We start from the raw sequence: 18,525 nt of genomic DNA on the forward strand, positions 1-18,525 counted from the left end.
AGCTAGAATGCCCACACCTCGCGAAACCATCCTCGCCGCGCTGCACGCGCGGCTCTCGGCGCTGCCCGCCACAATTCTGCGCGGCGAGGTGCTGCCCGAGCGCATCCCGACTGATGGCCTGCTGATTTTGCGTGACGGCGAGCCGGGAGACCCCGAGGTGACACTGTCACCGCTTCGTTACCACTACCGCGCACGGCCATCATCCATCACTGCGCCAATGAAGTGTCCGTGGCTGGCCCCCGCGGCGCGAAACGCCAGGCCATTCTGGTCGGCATGGGCGTGCATGCGGGTTTTGCCGACCTGATGGTGCTCTGCGACGGTCGCGTTCTGTTTCTGGAACTCAAAGCCCCGAAAGGCCGATTGCGCCCCACGCAGGAGGCGTTTCGCGATGCCGTGCTGGCGCAGGGCTTCGGCTGGGCGCTCGTGCGCTCGCTCGACGACGCGCTGGGCGCGTTGGCTGATCATGGATTCACCACCCGTGTCCGCCCAGCGCGGAGGGTTGCATCATGAGCCACAAGGCAACCGTCTGGGCGATCCAGCAACGCGGGTTGAAGCCTGCGACCAAGATCGTGCTTTGGTTCCTCTGTGACCGGCACAATCCGGATTTCGGCTGTTTCCCGACGCAGGTACGATTGGCCGACGACGCGGAAATGTCGGTCTCAGCGCTGAACAACCATCTCACCAGGCTGGAGGAGCTGCGCCTGATCCACCGGGTTCGCAGCTATGATCCGCGCACCCACAAGCGCAAAGCAACGCGCTACATCCTGGGGTTCGAGGATGGGTTTCCACCAGAGCCAACTCCGAAAACCGGAGATGGAATTGCCGGAACGGAGGAAGAACAGAACGCCGACCCAACTGCTGATTCCGGTGATGGAGCCATCTCCGGATTATCGGCAAAGCCATCTCCTGATTTTGCCCAAAGCCATCTCCGGAATCCGGAGACGAACCTTGTAAGAGAACCTTTAAGTAAACCAGCAAAGGAGGAGGAGGACGCGGCTGCGCGCGAAATCGAGTTTGATCGGTTTTTCGCAGAGCTGCTCTCGGCGCTGGGCTTTGCCGCCAATGCCAGCCTCCCTGCTTGGTGGCAGGGTTGGCCAGCGCGGACCCATGTGCGGCGATGGATCGATCACCTCGGGTTATCTGAGAAGCGGATCGTTGAGGTCGCGACCGAATCCCGGAACGAACACCCCGATCCGCCCGATGGGCCCAAGGCACTGGACCGGCTCATGGAACGCGCCGCCCAACGCGATGCGCAGGCGGCCGCAGAAAATGCCAGCGGCCAGAAAGCCAAACGCAGCCGCAAGACCCACGGCAAGCCACCACCCAGCCCGGATGAGCTGGCAACGTTCTATGCGGCCAAGGTCAACTCCGACGAATACCTGCCCAACGGCATGATCAGCAACGCGATGTGCGAGGCGATGCTGGCGCGCGGACTGGTGACAGCGGACAGGCTGCGTCAGCGGGGGGCGCGGTGAATGGCATGGTGTCACGTCCCCGGCACGGATTGTCGCTCTGCGCAGGCGGCGGAGGCCTGGATCTGGGCCTCATGCTCGCCGAGCCCGGCTATCACACAAGCGCCTTTGTCGAATGGGAAGACTGGCCCCGAACTGTGCTCATCGCCGCCCAGCTTGCAGGATACTTCGCCCCAGCCCCAATCTGGGATGATCTGCGAAGCATTGATCCCCGGCCCTTTCACGGTGCATTCGACATCGTCCTCGCCGGATATCCCTGCCAGCCCTTCAGCGCCGCCGGAAAACGTGGCGGTGCCGACGATCCCCGCCACCTCTGGCCAGACGTCGCCCGTGTCATCGAGGAATGCCGTCCCGCATGGGTCTTCCTCGAAAACGTCCCCGGCTACGTCAACCTCGGCCTTGAAACCGTGCTGCGAGAGCTTTGGGACATGGGTTACACGCCTGCGGCGGGCCTGTTCAGCGCGGCAGAAGTTGGCGCGCCGCACCAGCGGCTGCGCATCTTCATCCTGGCCCACACCGATGAGCCTGCATCCCGGCACCAACCGCTACAACCCGGCGGGCAACAGCGACTTCACCCGCAAGGCCGAGGCGCTGGCGCTGGGCATCACCAACTGGTCGACGCCGAAAGCGACGGACGGCGCGAAGGGGGGATCGGGGCAGAGTTACGGCTCGGGCGGGACAACGCCCCTGCCAGCGCAGGCGGCGCAATGGCCGACACCGGCCGCGCAGAACTGGAAGGGCAGCAGCCCGGCCAGCGTGACCCGCGCCGATGGCAAATCCCGGATGGATATACTGCACTACCGGGCAGAACAGGGCTTCACCCACCCGGACCAGGGGACCCCGCCGGATGGGCGGCAATCCTCGCGGCACGCCCCGATCTCGCGCCCGCTCTGGGCCTATCTGATTGCCTCGCATGGGCGGGTCGTCTCGCGGCGCATCCTGAAAGCCCGGACGCGGCGGCGGCTCAATCCGCTCTTCGTCGGATGGCTGATGGGCTGGCCCATCGGGCACGGGCTCTGCGCCTGCTCGGCAACGGAGTTCACCCACTGGCAGCGGCACATGCGTGGCGCTCTCTCGCAGCTGCCCATGGCCTCAGGCCCGTGGATCTGGCGGCCGAGCGAGGAACCGGAGGGCCCAGCGCAAATGACTCTCTTTGAAGGATGGCAGCCATGAGCATGCAGGGACGGATTGACCGGGCTGGCGGGACAAAGGTGAAACGCGCGCTGGGCGTGCAGGCAGCACTGGAATGGGCGTTCCGCGTCGAGAAGGCACAGCTTGAACTGCCGCCCCCCGAGGACATCACCGAAGAAGGCTTCGGCTTTGGCCTCGAATACGTCGTGATGCAGCGTGCTGCGCTGGGCTGCAAGGTGGACGGTGGCCAGCACAAGTTGGGCAGTTACAGGCCGAAATTGCTGTCGTTCATTAGCGCGATTGCTGCTTCATCCGATTTAACTGGCATGATGCCCACGACGGGGCCAAAGCTTTCGTCGCGCATCACCCGCATATCGTGGGTGACGTCCGTAAGAATCTGAGGAGTGAGGTACGCAAAACCATCATCGCCGGGCATTGTGTCGATGTGTGCCTTGGCACCGGCGGTCAACGCCTCGGATATCTGGGCGCGGACTTCGGTTGCAAACCGGACATTTGCCATTGGCCCGATTGTGGTTTCCGGGTCCATCGGATTGCCCAGCTTATAGCCGTTAACGATAGTCACTGCCTTTTCCACAAAGGTGTCAAACAGGCTTTCACGCACATAAATCCGCTCAATCCCACAACAGCACTGGCCCGAGTTGAACATCGCGCCGTCGATCAGTGTGTCCACCGCCACATCCAGCTCAGCATCGTCCATGACATAGCCGGGGTCTTTGCCGCCCAGTTCCAACCCAATGCCGGTGAACGTACCAGCCGCCGCGCGCTCCATAGCCTTGCCACCACCGACTGAGCCGGTGAAGTTCACGAAATCAAAAGCGCGATTCGCTATCAGGTCGGATGTAGTGTCATGATCCAGAAAGGCGTTCTGAAACACGTCTTCGGGGATACCCGCCGAATGGAAGGCCTGCGCCATACGCTCGCCCACCAGCAACGTCTGCGTGGCATGTTTCAGCATCACAGTGTTGCCCGCAATCAAGGCCGGGGCCACTGTGTTGATCGCCGTCATGTAGGGGTAGTTCCAAGGGGCTACGACCAACACTACACCGTGCGGGATACGTTTGATATAGCGCTTAAAAGTAGCATTCTCGCCTACGGCGATATCGGCCAGCGCATCTTGGGCAATTTTGGCCATATGGCTGGCGCGTTCGTTAAAGCCGCCAAATTCACCACCATACCGCACCGGGCGGCCCATCATATGTGCCAATTCCGGTACGATTTCGTCATTCATCGCGCCCACGGCAGCAACACCTGCCATCACGAGGTCAATGCGTTCCTGCAAAGAGCGGGCTGCCCAGTTTGCCTGTGCTGCGCGTGATTTTTTCGCAATCGCCATTGCTGCGTCTCGTAACAGCACGTCACGTTCGGCAAAAACCGATCCATCAATCGGTGAGATACATTTCAGTGTTTGTGTCATAATGCCCTCAATCAAGCTCTTTCAAATCCGCGTGCCACTTCGTAATCCGTGACGATGCGGTCAAATTCTTCGATTTCCCACAGGGCTGTACGGGTATAGTGGTCAATCACGTCATCCCCCATTGCCGCGCGCAACATTTCGGACCCATTCAGGGTTTCGCGCGCGTCGCGCAGGGTTTGCGGGATCATACCGGTGTTGCCGTCATAGGCGTTTCCGGAAGTCGGCGGATCAAGAAGTATTTCCTCCTCAATCCCTTTGATTCCGGCGGCCAGCTGCGCGGCCATAGCCAGATAGGGGTTCAGATCAGACCCGCCGATGCGGCATTCGACACGTACAGCCTTGGTGCCATCGCCGCATAATCTGAATCCGGCAGCGCGGTTATCTACCGACCAAATGGTCCGCGTGGGTGCAAAGCTGCCTTTGGAGAACCGTTTGTAGCTGTTGATATAAGGGGCCAGAAAATAGATGTAATCGGGAGCGTATTTCAAAAGACCCGCCATGTAGTGTTTCATCAGCGTGCTCATGCCAAGCGCGTCGGCCTCATCAAAAAACAGTGATTTGCCGTTTTTCCACAGTGACTGGTGCACGTGGCTGGACGAGCCGGCCCGGTCATGGTGCCATTTTGGCAGGAAAGTTGCTGCGTGGCCTTGTTGCCAAGCGATTTCTTTTATCGCGTGCTTGGCGATGGTGTGATAATCGGCCGTGTCCAGTGCGGCGGCGTACTTGATGTTCAGCTCTTCCTGACCGGCCTCGGCTTCACCCTTGGAATTCTCGATGGGAATACCCGCATTCCACAGATGATTGCGGATTGGTCGCATCACATGTTCTTCTTTGGTTGTCTGCAGGATATGATAGTCTTCGTTATAGCCGCTAATCGGCTCCAGATCGCGAAACTTGTCTTTGCGGATTTCATCATAGCTTTTCTCAAACAGGAAAAACTCAAGCTCGGTCGCCATCATGGCGTCATAGCCCATCGCCTCAAGCCGCCTTATCTGCTTTTTCAGCACCGCGCGGGGAGAATGAGAAATCTCTTGGTGAGTGTGGTGATCCAACACGTCACATAGCACCATCACTGTACCCTCAAGCCACGACACAGGGCGAAGGGTGGCAAGGTCGGGCTTCATTACATAGTCGCCATATCCGCGTTCCCAGTTGGTCGAGGCATAACCGTCAGGCGTTGCCATTTCCAGGTCAGTGGCCAGCAGGTAGTTGCAACAATGCGTTTCTTCCCATGCACCGGCCAGAAAGTGGCCAGCATGAAAACGCTTGCCCAACAGGCGGCCCTGCATGTCGACGAGGCAGACCAAAACGGTGTCTATATCGCCGGATGCGACCAGTGCTTTTAAATCGTCAAAAGTGAGATATGGGCAAAAGTTGGTGACGCTTGATCAGGCGGCAGCTTGAAGTTGGCGGATCCCATCGCGGAACTCAATCCCCTGGATGATCTCGGGCATGCGGTTTTGACCGTCGAGCTTGCGCCACTTCTTCTGCGCCGACATCATCAGCTTGAAGGCCATGGCCAGACCGGTCTTGCGGCTGAGGCACCCCTTGGTTCGTTTGGTGCGATGCCGGACGGTGGCAAAGGTGCTTTCGATCGGGTTTGACGTCCGGATGTGTTTCCAGTGTTCCGCCGGATAATCGTAGAAGGTCAGTAACGCGTCCCTGTCTTTAACCAGCTTGGCCACCGCCTTATCCCATTTCACTCCGTAGTTTTCGACGAAGAAATCAAAGGCGAGGTTGGCCTTGGCTTTTGTCTCGGCCTGCCAGATATCGTGCAGATGGCCCTTGGCTTTTGCCTGCACGGATTTCGGCATCGCGTTCAGCACGTTCATGGTCTTGTGAACCCAGCACCGCTGTTCCCTCGTCGTGGCGAATGCCTCGCGCAGCGCCGTCCAGAACCCCAGGGCGCCGTCGCCGATGGCAAGCTTGGGATCCTGTTTCAGGCCGCGACGTCTGAGATCGAGCAGTAGCTCGCGCCAGCTTTGCGTGCTTTCGCGAAAGCCGTCGGTCATGGCCAGAAGTTCCTTGCGGCCATATTCGTCGGCCCCGACAACCACCAGAACGCATTGTTTTTCCTCGGCCATTCTCGGTTTGAAATAGACGCCATCCGCCCAGATGTAGAGAAAGCGGCGGTTGCCGAGATCGCGTTTCTGCCAAGCCTCGTAGTCTTTCCACCAGTCAGCCTTCAGCCGCGTGACAGTCTTGGCAGACAGGCCCTTGGCGTTCGGACCCAGCAACGCCTCCAGCGCCTCGGTGAAATCACCCGTGGACACGCCCTTGAGGTATAGCCACGGCAGCAGCTCTTCGACCGATTTCGCTTTGCGAAGATACCGCGGCAGGATGCTGGGCGTGAAGGTGATCTTGTCTTCGCCAGCGCCCCGATCCCGCACGCGCGGCACTTTCACGGGCACTGGCCCAATGCCGGTCATCACCTCGCGTTCGGGTAGGTGACCATGGCGCACCAGGCGTGCCCGCCCGTCCTCCAGCCTTTCTCCGGAAAAGGCGGCCATGAGCGTCGCCAGTTCGGCGTGGATCGCCTGTTCGATCAACTTGCGTGCGCCATCGCGGAGGACATCCGTGAACGCGTCGGTGCTAAATCCCGATGGATCGGGCAGTTGGGTAATGGTAGTCTCTGACATGTGGCATATCCTTTTCTCAGCAGAGAATCGACGGCGTCTGAACACCGCCATGATATGCCGCCCCTCAGGGCATCACCAACTTTCGCGCGTAACTCGTCAAAAGTCATTGATTTGCTCACGAACTGATCTCCTTTAAAATCATTTGTTCCAACGCAGGCTCTAACAGTGTCAGGATATCCTGAGCCATGGCCGCTATATCTTCTTGGGTGCGCAACAGATCATTGCGCACCTCCAACATGACATTCGCCAAATCGCGTTTGACCGCGTGAATTTTGAGCGAATGGGTAACGCCGTCTTCGGGGCCGTAAGGCTGGTTCCGCTCGATCCGACGAAGCGCCAGCGTGTCAGCCCGTTCCAGCATGAGGTCTGCCAGACGGCTATCTTCATCGTTCAAAAGCCCCAGTTCCACGGCCCGTAATTGGCCGTAAAACGTCGGCGAAAAGCTATGAACCGTGACCACAGCCACATCCGGGCCTCGAGCATCCAACACCTGCGCCACCGCAGCGCAAAATGGGCCGTACACCGCATCGGCGCGCGCGTTGCGTGCGTCTGGTGTCAGGTTTTTGTTACCGGGAACTTCGATCAATTCGGATTTCTCCGGCATCGCACCCGGTGCGTCTGGTGGGCGGTTGCAATCGTACACCAGGCGCGAAACCGTACTGGCAACAACGGGTGCGTCCAGCGCCTTTGATAATTGCAGTGCCAGGGCGCGCGCGCCTGGATCCCAGGCCGCATGGCTGTCGCGATCCTTCACTGTCAGACCCAACCCGGCATAAGTTGCCGGAATCCGGTTCGACGCGTGTTCGCAGATCAGTACGACACGGCCCATTCCGCGGGGGTTGATAATTTCAACGGGCGACACAGTCATTCATCATCTCCCAGCATCGGTATGTTTTCGATGAGCCGCGTCTCGAGCAATTGACCGTTTCTGTACAAAATCGGATAAGCCACGGCCGCGATATGGCTGTTGAACTCACGCAGTGCACGCAACGTCTCGAGGTGGATGTCACTGGTCTCGAAACTTTTGGCCGAGCCCTGTTGCAACCGCTTCAAATGGTGCTCGCGGCTGTCGCGCTCAACACGCTTGATCTCGGTCTTTTCGAGGCTCAACAGGCGCGCACTTTCCAGATCATCCGAGATCAACACGTTCGAGGCCAGTTTCATATTGGCCAAAATAGATTCATGCAGGCGCACCAACTCATACCAACCATCTTTGGAAAACGTTGCATCATTCGAGCGCATCCTGCCCGCCAAAACACACAGGCGCTTTGCGACGACGTCGCTCGCCGCTTTCAGACGGATGGCATATTCCATCAAGTCACGCACGGATTTGGCATTCTCTTTACCAAACTCATCGGCAGGGATAGCCGCCGCGAAGGCGCGGATGCCCGGCAAGCTGCCGTTGACCTCGCGACCGACGGCCTTGATGGCCTTGAGCTGCGCCTTTTCGCCGCTCTGATACAGCGACAACACCGGGCGGAACATAGATTCCACCAGATCGCTCATTCGCAGCAGTTCACGCTTCATATCGGAAAGTGCCTGTTGCGGCGGACCGATGTTGCATGGGTTGAGAGCGCTGACGGGGCGGTCGGGCGCTTGGACCGCTTCTGGACCTGACGGCTCGGGCAACAGGCGCTCGGTCGGAGCCTGCAAAATAGAACACAAAGGCAATGCTAGGATCAGAAGCGAGGCGTTGAAGGCCAAGTGTACGTAGACCAGCATCTGTCCGCCTTGCAAATCGCCGAATTGCCCAGTGCGCAGCGCCAGATTGGCGCCAAAAAGTATGATCACCGCCCAAGTGCCGCGCAGCGCTATGTTAGCAAGGGGAATTCTGCGGGCGCGAACATTCATGCCCCGGGTCAGCCACACTGGGATCAGGGCTGAACCAAAATTAGCACCCAGAGCCAGCGACATTCCTGCGGCGAATGGGATTGCTCCGATCTGCACAAGTGTCACGCACATCAAAATAGCCGCGACCGACGAGTGCATCACAAAGGCCAGAGCACCGCCAACCAGAAACGCGGTGATGTAATCCCTCGCAAGGTACTCCGCAATCGCTGGCAAAAAGACACTGTCGCGGATCGGATCCATCGTCTCGCGCAACAAGCGTAGCGACAGCAAGATTAAGGCGATCCCCATCAGAATGCGGCCCATTTGGCGCAATTTGCGGTTTTCCGTCTTGACGAACAGCCAACCACCTACAGCCAGAAGCGTTGGAACAAGCCAGTCCAGTTTGAACGATAAAATCTGGATAATCAGAGCCGAACCCAGATCACCACCCAGCACAATTGCCAAACCTGCCGAAAACGCGATCAAACCACTGGCTGCGAACCCGGCAGTCAGGAGCGTCACGGCGGCTGAGCTTTGTAGCACGATAGCCAGCACTACACCGACCAGGCTGGCCCCAAGTTTGCTCTGTTGTCCGGTCAACACCCTTTGGAACGACGCGCCATAGTTGCGCTCCATGCCGGTGCGCACCATCCGCACGGCAAACAACAGCAACATGACCGCACCGGCGAGGCTTGTGAGAAAACCGACAATCGCCACTATGATGATCCGTTTACCAATGCCAACAGCTCGGCATGCAGCTCTGGCGTCGCGGCCGAGACAACCCTACCATCGGAATTCAAAGTTAGCTGATCACCGCGCCAATCGGATATGACGCCGCCCGCGGCCTCGACTACCACCGACACGGGCAGATAATCATAGGGCTGAAGATCATAGTCGACCACTGCGTCCACATGACCAGCGGCCACCAGCGCGTGCGGATAGCAGTCATAGGAAAAACGGCGGGTCTGCCCGGCACGTATCAGTTGTTCAAAGATCGTCGGGTAGTCGCGATAAATTTTTTCGCCTTCATTTACATACAGGATCGCCCGGTCCAGAGCGGTCTGTGTCGAGGATGAAATCGGTTGACCCTGCAGCGTTGCCCCTTGCCCTTTCACACCTATGAAAGTTTCATGCAGAGCAGGCATCGCGATCACGCCCACCTGTGGCACGCCACCGTTCAAATAGGCCAGCAAAAAGCCGAACATGGGGTTACCCGACAGGAAGGACCGTGTACCATCGATTGGATCGATCACCCAAAGATGCTCACGGTCACCGCCTTCGATCCCGTGCTCTTCGCCAAAAATGCCGTTGTCCGGGAAATGTTCGGCCAGATAGGCACGAATATCGGCCTCGATCCCTTTATCGGCCTGTGTCACCGGGCTTTCATCGGCCTTGAACTCAACGCCCAGTCGACCCCGAAAAAAGCCACGGGCTGCTTCGCTTGCTATTTCGGCGATCTTCGCTGCATGAGCGGCATATTCATTATTTGTCAGCATCGGCATCGGCTCCTTGTAATACGAGATTTGAATTCCAGTTTCCCAGCGATGCTTAGAATTATCTGGTAGGCTGCCGATTGGTCACAAACCTGAACACGGCGCGTTTGTCACTTTGCATTTTGCCACCCAGCAGATGCACGCGATTGCCATTGATATTGACCAGTGTCTCCGCCACATTGATCGAACTCATTGCGACTGTCAGATGCGACTGGTACCGTGGCGCGCGCAGAACCGCCCGACTGCTTCAGCACATGAAGCAAATCCAGTTCGCGTTGCGATTGGACAGTTATAACGATGTATCTTTGAGTGTTGTGCCACTTGAGCTCGGACGGTTGCTCTGCAGGACAGTTCCGTCATCCGCCAGATACAGGTTAGTAAGAGCGGGATCGTCGTGCTCCATACGCCAACTTAACATCTTGCCGGCGTATTCAATCATCAGGTCCCGATAGCAGGAATCCGACGAGCGATCTCGAAATTCGTTCGGATCATCCGCACGATCGAAAAAGAGCGGCGGTAAAGCAGTGAAGTGAACATACTTATACTGATTGCCACTAACAATGTTCGCCGTGCATTGATTGGATTTCAGTTCTAGTGGATTACTTTCCTCATTCCCGTAGGGGCTCCTTAAGTCAAACTCCGCATGATACTCCTGCCGCCAATGTTGTGGTTCAAGGCCACGACAGAACGGTAACAGAGAGTGGCCGTCACATTGGTTTGGGGTTGCCGCTCCGATTGAATCAAGAATTGTCGGCATGATATCCACACTTTCAGTGAAGGACTCAATCACTGCTCCACGATGCTTGTCCGCCTTTTCCGACGGATCACGCATAATCAACGGGATGTGGAATGTTTGATCGAAATAACTATATTTCGCAAACATCCAGTGATCTCCAAGATGTTCACCGTGATCTGATGTGAAAATAATCAGCGTGTCGTCGTAACAGCCCAGTTCTTTGAGATGATTTATCAAACGCCCAATTTGTGCATCCACCTCGGACATCATTCCAAAGTAGGTTGCCTTGATCTGACGCAGGTCTTCGTCGGAAATTGTCAGGTTGTCCTCAGAGTCTTCACCAAAACTAAAGCCCTTACCGCTTTGATTATACAAATAGTACGCCAGCCAAGGATGCTGCGCAGATTCCTTCTCTGGCGTCACCTGCCGGATAGGCATGGGCATTTCATCTGCGTCATACATCGCATTGAAGGGTTCCGGGGCGATAAAAGGCGGGTGCGGTGAAAAGAACGACAAATGAGCAAACCAAGCAGACGATTGATTTTTCGTGGTATATTCTATCACCTTGTCGGTCAGATATGCGGAGTTACTATCCTCTGCTCTGAAACAGGCGGGGTGAAAAGTTTTTCCCTTGCCGCAAGAACTTTCGGTCGCCTGTATAGGCTTGAAAATCTCGTCCGGATCATCAGGGACCTCATACCCCTTTGCCTTCAACTCGTCCAACCATGGTTTCCAATCGCCCGTGAGGGCATACGTCGGGTCCATACCGGGCAGTACACCTTCATATCCACCCGGTACAGTTTTCCCATCCCCGAACTTTCGGGGATCTAAACTTGTGTCTGTATAGCCAAAAAGCATCGGCTCATATCCGTATTTGCGGGCCTCCAATGCCACATTGGTGTGTCTGGAATCCATAGGCGTACCGTTCAACACCGAACGGTGGTTTTGCATATACATCCCGGTATAAAGACACGCGCGTGACGGCCCGCAAGGCGTAGCCTGTGCGAAGTGCCGCTTGAACGTGATACCGTCTGCCGCAAGGGCATCCAGATTTGGCGTCTTGACCTGGGGGTGATCCAGACATGACAGGCATTCACCGCGCCATTGATCGGCAGTAATAAACAGTACATTCATAAAGGAAACATTCCCATTTCTTGCTATTACACTTCGATTGCAGCTGCCTTGCGCCGTTCGCGTTCACGAAAGAGAACATAGGTGGTCGCAAAAATGACGGTCAGTACGACGAAGATGATCCCGATCACGTTGATCGTCGGGCTCAAGCCGAAGCGCATGCGCGAGCCGATTTCGGTGACCAGCGTATGCTCCCCGCCGATGGAAAAGATCGTGGTGTTGTAGTTCTCAAACGACTGCAGAAAGGCGATCACAGAGGCAGTGGCGATTGTCGGCTTGAGGAATGGGATGGTGATGCGTCGGAATGCTTGGGCATGGGTCGCGCCGAGGTCCAGCGCCGCTTCCTCAAGACTGATGTCTTGACGTTGCAGGCGCGCCATGAACATCAGCATCGCAAAGGACGAGATGAACGTTGATTGTGCAAGGATCGCGGTAAAGAACCCGCCGCCGACCCCGAGGTCGCGCCAGAAGATCGTCGTGGAAATACCGACGATAATGCCCGGCGTCAGGATGGGCGACACCATGATCGTATAGAGAAGACCAGTGACCCGCGACTGCAGCCGCGTGATCAGCAGCGCGCCCGCGAGGCCCTGGAGCATGGCGATGACGATGACGCAGGCGGCGATGAACAGCGAATTGGCCAGCCCCGTCCACATTCGCGTATCCTGCATCAGTGCGCCAAACCACTTCAGCGTGAAGCCGCGCCAGACGGTGACCGAGGGCTGCGGATAGTCGTTGAAGCCGGCAACCATCATGATAATGAGCGGAAAGAACATGTAGAGAAAAAACACACCCATATAGACGTTCAGAACCAGCTTGCTGGTGCGACCGATATCCACTTTGGTTTGACCACTCATTTCGCGATATCCTGTAGACGTACTTTCAGAACCTTCATCATCAGGAAGATGAAAACGACGCAGACCACCAGCAGCGTCACGGCATAGGCGGTGCCGACGTTCCAGTTGTTGGACTCGAAGAACTTGTTGTAGATCAGCTGCGTGAACCATGGCTCGGCGGTGCCGCGCGTCATGATGTAGGGCACCGCGTAGGAGCCCACCGACAACATGAAGGTCATGATGCAACCCACCGCCACACCAGGGCGCGCATGCGGGAAGACAACGCGGCTATGCACGCTCCAGACGCCCGCGCCCAGATCCTTGGCCGCCTCGATCTGGTTGCTATCGAGCGTCTCCATCGTGCTGTAGATCGGAAACACCATGAACAAGATGTAGGCATAGACCATGGCAATGAAGACGCCCGATCCGCTTTCGAGAAACGGCACCGGGTCGAGCCCGAACAGCCCCAGAAGCGCGTTGGCGGAGCCGTTGTAGTTGAGGATCATCTGCCAGGCGAAGATGCGCAGCAACTCGTTGATCGCGTAGGGGATCGTCAGCGCTAGCAGGATCATCGCCGCTTGGCCAGGCGTCGACAGTTTCGCCACGGTGTAGGCGATTGGATAACAGACAATGAAACCGATCACCGTGACTCCGAGCGACGCCAGCACCGTCTTGATGAAGATCGACAGATGCGCTGAGCCCATCAGGCGGTAATTCTCGAGCGTGTAGACCTTGCGCGGTTTCGTTTCGACCGCCTCCAATTCGGCGATCTCGTCGTTCAGCGCCGCGATCTCGTCGTCGAACTCCGCCAGTTTTTCATCGCGCTCGGACGATTGGGACTCTTCTTCGACGTCCATCTTATCGAAGGTCAGAAGGTCGATCCTGTTGTAGAGACGGTCGATCTTGACTGACAGTTCCGCCCCGCCCTCGGGCCGCTCCATGGTCCAGAGCGAGCGCTCCATCATGATCAGCTGTGGGGTAAGCGATCATGCCGATGATCCAGGTTCCGACCAGGAGCAGGATCAAGGCCGTCAACGGCCCACCGAACGCGCGCAGCAGGTTAGTCATCGCTCAGCGTCCCTTCTGCCATGACGACCGCGGCTTCAGGCGCGAAGTGTATGGTCAGGGTCTCGTCCGGCGCATAATCGGTGGTCCGTACGTTGGTTTGATGGATCGAAAATTCCACGCCCTCGCATGTGACGTGCAGGTTGGAGAACGGCCCTTCCAGATCGCGGCGCAGGAAGCGGGCGCTCATGGCGTTCTGCTGCTGCGCGCCGTTCTGCGCTATCTCAACACGCTCGGGGCGCACGAACAGCATGGCGCGGTCTCCAGTAGTGAGGCTGTGCGGATTGGCCGCGCGGAACCGGCCCTGGGCCGCATCCAGTAGCGCCATGTCGCCCTCCGTTCCCGCGATTTTCCCGCGCAGGATGTTGTTCTCACCCACAAAGCTGGCGACGAAGGGATTGGCCGGATCGCTGTAGACATGATCGGCGGTGCCAACCTGCTCAATCCGGCCCTCCTTCATCACGGCGATGCGGTCGGACATGGTCAGCGCTTCACCTTGGTCGTGGGTGATATAGACGAAGGTAATGCCGGTCGCCTTTTGGAGCTGTTTGAGCTCGGCGCGCATGTGTTGGCGCAGCTTCAGGTCGAGCGCCGAGAGCGGCTCATCCAACAGCAGAACCGCCGGCTCGACCGCGAGGGCACGCGCGATGGCAACGCGCTGGCGCTGCCCACCCGAGAGCTGGCCTGGCGTTTTCTCGCTCTGCTCTGACAGGGCGACGGTTTGCAGCAATTCCAGCGCGCGTGCCTTGCGCTTACCTTTGGCCCAGCCGCGCATTTCCAGCCCGAAAGCGACGTTCTCCCAGACCGTCATCAGCGGAAACAGTGCCAGGTTCTGAAAGATCAGCGATGTCGGCCTTGCACTTGGTCCGATACCGTTCATCACCTCGCCCCCGATCATCACATCACCGGTGCTTTGCTGCAAAAAGCCCGAGAGCATCCGAAGCAGCGTCGTCTTGCCACAGCCCGAGGGGCCGAGGATCGAAAAGAACTCGCCGGCCTCGATTTTTAGGTCGAGCGGATGGACCGCGGTGAAAGCTCCAAACGTCACCGACGCCTTTTCCAGGATGATATCCTTGCCGCGCATATGAAAAAAGTCCTTTCGGAGAATGGAAAGGGCACGGGCAATGATCTGTCCGCGCCCGCCCTTGCATGAGGGATTATGCGTTGGTCAGCTTTTCTACGTATTCCTGGCGTACTTCCGAGAACCACGGGGTGAAGACCGGCCACCACCACAGGTTATCGATCGCACCCTCCGGATAGGCGAAGTCGAAGGCTTCGCGGTTGGCCTCCGACAGGTATTTGGTCGCCCCCGCCGCGGCGGTATTGTAGCCGGTATTGTTGGCATGCATCGCGCCGATTTCGGGCGACAGTAGAAAGTTGATGAATTCATACGCGCCGTCGACGTTCTCGGCCCCCGACGGAATCCCGACGGTGTCCATCCATCCAAGCCCGCCTTCCTTGGGTACTGCATAGCGCCACTTGGGATCGACATCGATATGAAGCCGGATGCCAGTGGTGTCCCAAGTCTGGCCGATCGTGCAACCCGCGTCAGTGAAGACGCCAGTCGCCTCGGTCGCGTTGTTCCAATAGGCGCCGATGTTTTTCTTGTGCTTGGCGGCAAAGTCCACGCAGGCGTCAAAGATGCGGCGCGTGTCAGCCTCGGACTTGTAGAGGTCCATGCCACGATCCGACGGCAGTTCGCCTGTAGCATCGAGGTAGAGCGCAATGGCGATCAACACCGATTTTTGCCTTACGGCTACTTGGCCATCCAGCCCGTCTTTCCACAGGTCACCGTAAGAGACCTGTCCTGGCTCAAAGTCATGAACCGAGCTGTCGTAGGTGATGCCCTCGGTGCCCCAGTTGAAGGGGACAAGATAACGCTTGCCGCGATGCGACGCCCCGAGCCGCAGCGAATTGCGCCAGAGCGCCGTCTGGACCTGATCGGTGTCGATCCGGCTCTCGTCGATCTCCTGAAGCAGATTGCCGTCATCATAATCCGGGCGGTTATCAACCGACGGGAAGATCAAGTCGAACCCTTCGCCTCCGGCGGCGCGCAGCTTGCTGTTGGCCTCCTCGTTAGAGCCATAGGTCGAAAGATTGACTGTTGTGCCGGTTTTCTTCTCGAAAGCCTCGATCATGTTGGGCTGGATATAGCCGCCCCACGAAAACACCTTGATCTCGCCAGACGATGCAAACGCTTGACGCGCCAAGAACGGGGTCGCCAATCCGCTAGCCAAAGCTCCCTTCAATAGTGTACGCCGACCAATCGTATTTTCCGTCGCCATGATGCTCCTCCTTATGTGTGTTGATGGCTGCAAGACATGCTTTTCTTGACATGCAGCTTGCGTCAAACTGGTTAAACCGTTGCTATCCAGTTTACGCTTTCTAACCATACCACTTTCAGGTATAGGTAGCGTGGCACGTTTGGAGGTTTCCGATGTCCAGGTTAGAAAAAGGCGTAGCGTTACCGCTTCTAAAAGTCGAAAATTCCGCTTCAACGCCGATCTACCGGCAAATTGAAGATCAGATTCGCACAGCGGTATTGGCAGGTACTTTGAAGCCAAATATGCAGCTTCCTTCGTCTCGGGCACTGGCGCGCGAGCTTAAAGTTTCGCGTCCGACGATCATCCAAGCCTATGAATACCTAACGTTTGAAGGGTTTCTCGAATCTCGCCATGGTGCCGGGACATTTGTTCCAAAAATGCTGCCCGATCACCTGCCAGAACCAACCGTACAGTACCCTGACGCCCGTTCCAGCAAGGTGTCCGCTCCAAAGCCGCTGTCAGACGTTGGGGCGCAGTTTGCTAAGTTAACATCTCACTCTTACCGCACTCAATATTCTGCATTTCTTCCAAACGTTCCAGCCTATGATCTGTTTCCGTTTGAGCAATGGCAGAAACTCCGGAATAGGTGCATTAAGCAGTCTAAACCAAACATGCTTGGGTATGAAGATTCGGCGGGTAGTCTGGCCCTGCGCACCAGTATAACTCAGTATTTGGCCGTCCACCGCGGAGACGTTTGTGACCCCGACCAAATTCTGATTGTGCCAGGGGCCACATTTGCGTTGCATCTGGCAGTGACCTTGCTCAGCAACCCGGGTGACAAGGTTTGGCTCGAAGATCCCGGGCCAGACGGTGTGCGTCTGACTTTGAAGGCACTTAACCGTACCATTTCCAATCTTGATGTTGAGCCAGACGGAATGGATGTGGGTACCGGGATCAGAGACCACAACGATGCACGCCTCGCAATCACTATGCCCTCGCGCCATCACCCCTTGGGTGTCACGTTAAGCCTTGCGAAGCGGCTAAGCATGCTCAGATGGGCGCAACAGAACGGTGCCTGGATTATCGAAGACGATTATGACAGCGAGTTCCGCTACAATGGTCGCCCCCCTTGCCTCGATGCGCAGTATCGATTCCACCAACAGCGTTATTTACATCGGTACTTTCAGTAAATCCATGTTTCCGTCGATGCGCATCGGTTATTTTGTGTTGCCGGAATCACTTGTTGGCACCTTCCGGTCTGCCATCGCATCATTCGCCCGTAGTACTTCAGTATTAGATCAGGAAACGTTGGCCCATTTTATTGATGAAGGGTATTTCTCTGCGCATATCAGACAGATGCAAAATGTCTACGGCGCCCGTCGGAAACTATTCACCGAGAGGGCCGCCCAAATACTGCCCGGCCTGCTGGATATGGAAATTCCTGACAGCGGCATGAACGCAATCGGCTGGTTACCTCCGGGTACGGATGACGCAGAAATATCCGAACGGGGGGCGTGAGGCTGGTGTTACTTCGTTTCCCATTTCCCTTTTCCGAGAACGTTCGTCAAGCCGAAGCGGTTTGCTTCTGGGGTTTGCCAGCGTGAAAGAAGCCGAGCTCGACGAAAACTTACTCATCCTCGCCCGCGTTTTGGAGCAATCCGGACTCGGATAAATGATACGAATTACAGTTCCAGATGACTAGACGTAGTGTTCCCCCACCTGACAGACGATTCCCATTCTTTTTTTAGCGTGCCATAGTATCGGCATGAGACGAGATGACATCTGCTTGTATCTGAGCCCCGCCGACCGCGCCCAGCTTCAAGCCGTGATTGCCTGCCGAAACACTGCCCGCAAGCTGGTCTGGCGTGCCGAGATCGTGCTGGCGACGGCAGACGACTGCGGGGCCAACGAGATCATGCGACGCGCGAACACGTCGAAGCCCACCGTTTGGCGCTGGCAGGCGCGTTACCTTGACGAAGGCGTGGACGGCCTCAGGCGAGACAAGACCCGCCCCTCAGGGGTCCCCGCCGCTGCCACGGGCAACGCGTATCAATGTGATTGCCAAGACGGTGCAGGAGACACCTCCGAATGCCACCCATTGGAGCCGCGCGTTGATGGCCGAGGCCGTGGGCATTTCGCCTTCAAGCGTGGGGCGCATCTGGGCGGAAGCAGGGCTGAAGCCGCACCTGACGCATGGGTTCAAGGTTTCGAACGACCCGATGTTCGAGGAGAAGGTCACCGATATCGTCGGGCTTTACCTTGATCCGCCCGAGCGGGCCGTCGTGCTTTGCGTTGATGAGAAGTAGCAGATCCAGGCGCTCGACAGGACCCAGCCGGGACTGCCGCTCAAGAAGGGTCGTGCGGCCACGATGACGCATGATTACAAGCGCCACGGGACAACCACGCTGTTCGCGGCACTCGACGTAAAGTCGGGCATGGTCATCGGCGAATGCCTGCCGCGCCACCGGGCCAAAGAGTTCTTGCGCTTCTTGG

Annotated in this window: 15 protein-coding genes and 5 pseudogenes; 9 read left to right on the top strand and 11 right to left on the bottom strand. The window is 57.4% G+C overall.

Annotated elements, in window-relative coordinates; translation table 11 throughout:
* Window positions 1-7: 7 nt before the first annotated feature.
* From FGD77_RS04270 to FGD77_RS04295, 6 genes and pseudogenes are all read left to right on the top strand, one after another.
* A pseudogene (locus tag FGD77_RS04270) lies at window positions 8-190 on the top strand (acyl-CoA transferase); the annotation flags it as partial.
* Window positions 184-510, top strand: a pseudogene (locus tag FGD77_RS04275) (VRR-NUC domain-containing protein); the annotation flags it as partial. The pseudogenes FGD77_RS04270 and FGD77_RS04275, both read left to right, overlap by 7 nt.
* A complete protein-coding gene (locus FGD77_RS04280) occupies window positions 507-1,475 on the top strand; it encodes a helix-turn-helix domain-containing protein (protein ID WP_255006642.1) in 969 nt (322 codons plus the stop codon). The pseudogene FGD77_RS04275 and the gene FGD77_RS04280, both read left to right, overlap by 4 nt.
* A gap of 71 nt (window positions 1,476-1,546) precedes the next feature.
* Window positions 1,547-1,942, top strand: a pseudogene (locus FGD77_RS22380) (DNA cytosine methyltransferase); the annotation flags it as partial.
* A gap of 49 nt (window positions 1,943-1,991) precedes the next feature.
* Window positions 1,992-2,645 (top strand): DNA methyltransferase, encoded by a 654-nt coding sequence (locus tag FGD77_RS04290; protein ID WP_255006645.1) that lies wholly within the window; start codon window positions 1,992-1,994, stop codon window positions 2,643-2,645.
* Window positions 2,642-2,872, top strand: a pseudogene (locus tag FGD77_RS04295) (hypothetical protein); the annotation flags it as partial. The gene FGD77_RS04290 and the pseudogene FGD77_RS04295, both read left to right, overlap by 4 nt.
* Here the strand turns inward: FGD77_RS04295 and FGD77_RS04300 are convergent.
* The 11 genes from FGD77_RS04300 to FGD77_RS04350 form a co-directional block, all read right to left on the bottom strand.
* Window positions 2,869-4,038, bottom strand: a complete 1,170-nt coding sequence (locus FGD77_RS04300) for an aldehyde dehydrogenase family protein (protein ID WP_255006646.1) — start codon at window positions 4,036-4,038, stop codon at window positions 2,869-2,871. The pseudogene FGD77_RS04295 and the gene FGD77_RS04300 sit on opposite strands and share 4 nt — an antisense overlap.
* An 11-nt stretch (window positions 4,039-4,049) precedes the next feature.
* The gene (locus FGD77_RS04305; protein WP_369682757.1) at window positions 4,050-5,327 is read right to left on the bottom strand and encodes a glutamine synthetase family protein; all 1,278 of its coding nucleotides are present in this window, start codon (window positions 5,325-5,327) and stop codon (window positions 4,050-4,052) included.
* Window positions 5,328-5,426: 99 nt separating this feature from the next.
* The gene (locus FGD77_RS04310) at window positions 5,427-6,677 is read right to left on the bottom strand and encodes an IS256 family transposase (protein ID WP_255005911.1); all 1,251 of its coding nucleotides are present in this window, start codon (window positions 6,675-6,677) and stop codon (window positions 5,427-5,429) included.
* Window positions 6,678-6,792: 115 nt separating this feature from the next.
* Entirely contained in the window at window positions 6,793-7,545 is a 753-nt protein-coding gene (locus FGD77_RS04315) for an N-formylglutamate amidohydrolase (protein WP_255006648.1), read from the bottom strand.
* Window positions 7,542-9,224, bottom strand: a complete 1,683-nt coding sequence (locus FGD77_RS04320; protein ID WP_255006650.1) for a Na/Pi cotransporter family protein — start codon at window positions 9,222-9,224, stop codon at window positions 7,542-7,544. The genes FGD77_RS04315 and FGD77_RS04320 overlap by 4 nt, the downstream gene beginning before the upstream one ends.
* On the bottom strand, window positions 9,224-10,003 hold the full coding sequence (locus tag FGD77_RS04325; RefSeq protein WP_255006651.1) for an inositol monophosphatase family protein: 780 nt from the start codon (window positions 10,001-10,003) through the stop codon (window positions 9,224-9,226). Before FGD77_RS04325 ends, FGD77_RS04320 begins: the two co-directional genes overlap by 1 nt.
* Window positions 10,004-10,289: 286 nt before the next feature.
* The gene (locus FGD77_RS04330) at window positions 10,290-11,870 is read right to left on the bottom strand and encodes an alkaline phosphatase family protein (RefSeq protein ID WP_255006653.1); all 1,581 of its coding nucleotides are present in this window, start codon (window positions 11,868-11,870) and stop codon (window positions 10,290-10,292) included.
* A 26-nt stretch (window positions 11,871-11,896) separates the two neighbouring features.
* Window positions 11,897-12,724 (bottom strand): ABC transporter permease, encoded by an 828-nt coding sequence (locus FGD77_RS04335; RefSeq protein ID WP_255006655.1) that lies wholly within the window; start codon window positions 12,722-12,724, stop codon window positions 11,897-11,899.
* Entirely contained in the window at window positions 12,721-13,668 is a 948-nt protein-coding gene (locus FGD77_RS04340; RefSeq protein WP_255006658.1) for an ABC transporter permease, read from the bottom strand. The genes FGD77_RS04335 and FGD77_RS04340 overlap by 4 nt, the downstream gene beginning before the upstream one ends.
* Window positions 13,669-13,763: 95 nt before the next feature.
* A complete protein-coding gene (locus FGD77_RS04345; RefSeq protein WP_255006580.1) occupies window positions 13,764-14,852 on the bottom strand; it encodes an ABC transporter ATP-binding protein in 1,089 nt (362 codons plus the stop codon).
* A 73-nt stretch (window positions 14,853-14,925) separates the two neighbouring features.
* Window positions 14,926-16,053 carry an extracellular solute-binding protein gene (locus FGD77_RS04350; RefSeq protein WP_255006581.1) on the bottom strand — a complete coding sequence of 376 codons (1,128 nt, stop codon included), beginning with the start codon at window positions 16,051-16,053 and terminating at the stop codon, window positions 14,926-14,928.
* Between the two features lie 152 nt (window positions 16,054-16,205).
* Here FGD77_RS04350 and FGD77_RS04355 point away from each other — a divergent pair, with 152 nt between their 5' ends.
* The 3 genes and pseudogenes from FGD77_RS04355 to FGD77_RS04365 form a co-directional block, all read left to right on the top strand.
* Window positions 16,206-17,222 (top strand): PLP-dependent aminotransferase family protein, encoded by a 1,017-nt coding sequence (locus tag FGD77_RS04355; protein WP_255006662.1) that lies wholly within the window; start codon window positions 16,206-16,208, stop codon window positions 17,220-17,222.
* A gap of 4 nt (window positions 17,223-17,226) precedes the next feature.
* On the top strand, window positions 17,227-17,550 hold the full coding sequence (locus FGD77_RS04360; protein WP_255006664.1) for a hypothetical protein: 324 nt from the start codon (window positions 17,227-17,229) through the stop codon (window positions 17,548-17,550).
* Between the two features lie 247 nt (window positions 17,551-17,797).
* A pseudogene (locus FGD77_RS04365) lies at window positions 17,798-18,524 on the top strand (IS630 family transposase); the annotation flags it as partial.
* Window position 18,525: the final 1 nt, after the last annotated feature.

The sequence above is a fragment of the Roseovarius sp. M141 genome, assembly GCF_024355225.1.
In the GTDB taxonomy this organism is placed as follows: domain Bacteria; phylum Pseudomonadota; class Alphaproteobacteria; order Rhodobacterales; family Rhodobacteraceae; genus Roseovarius.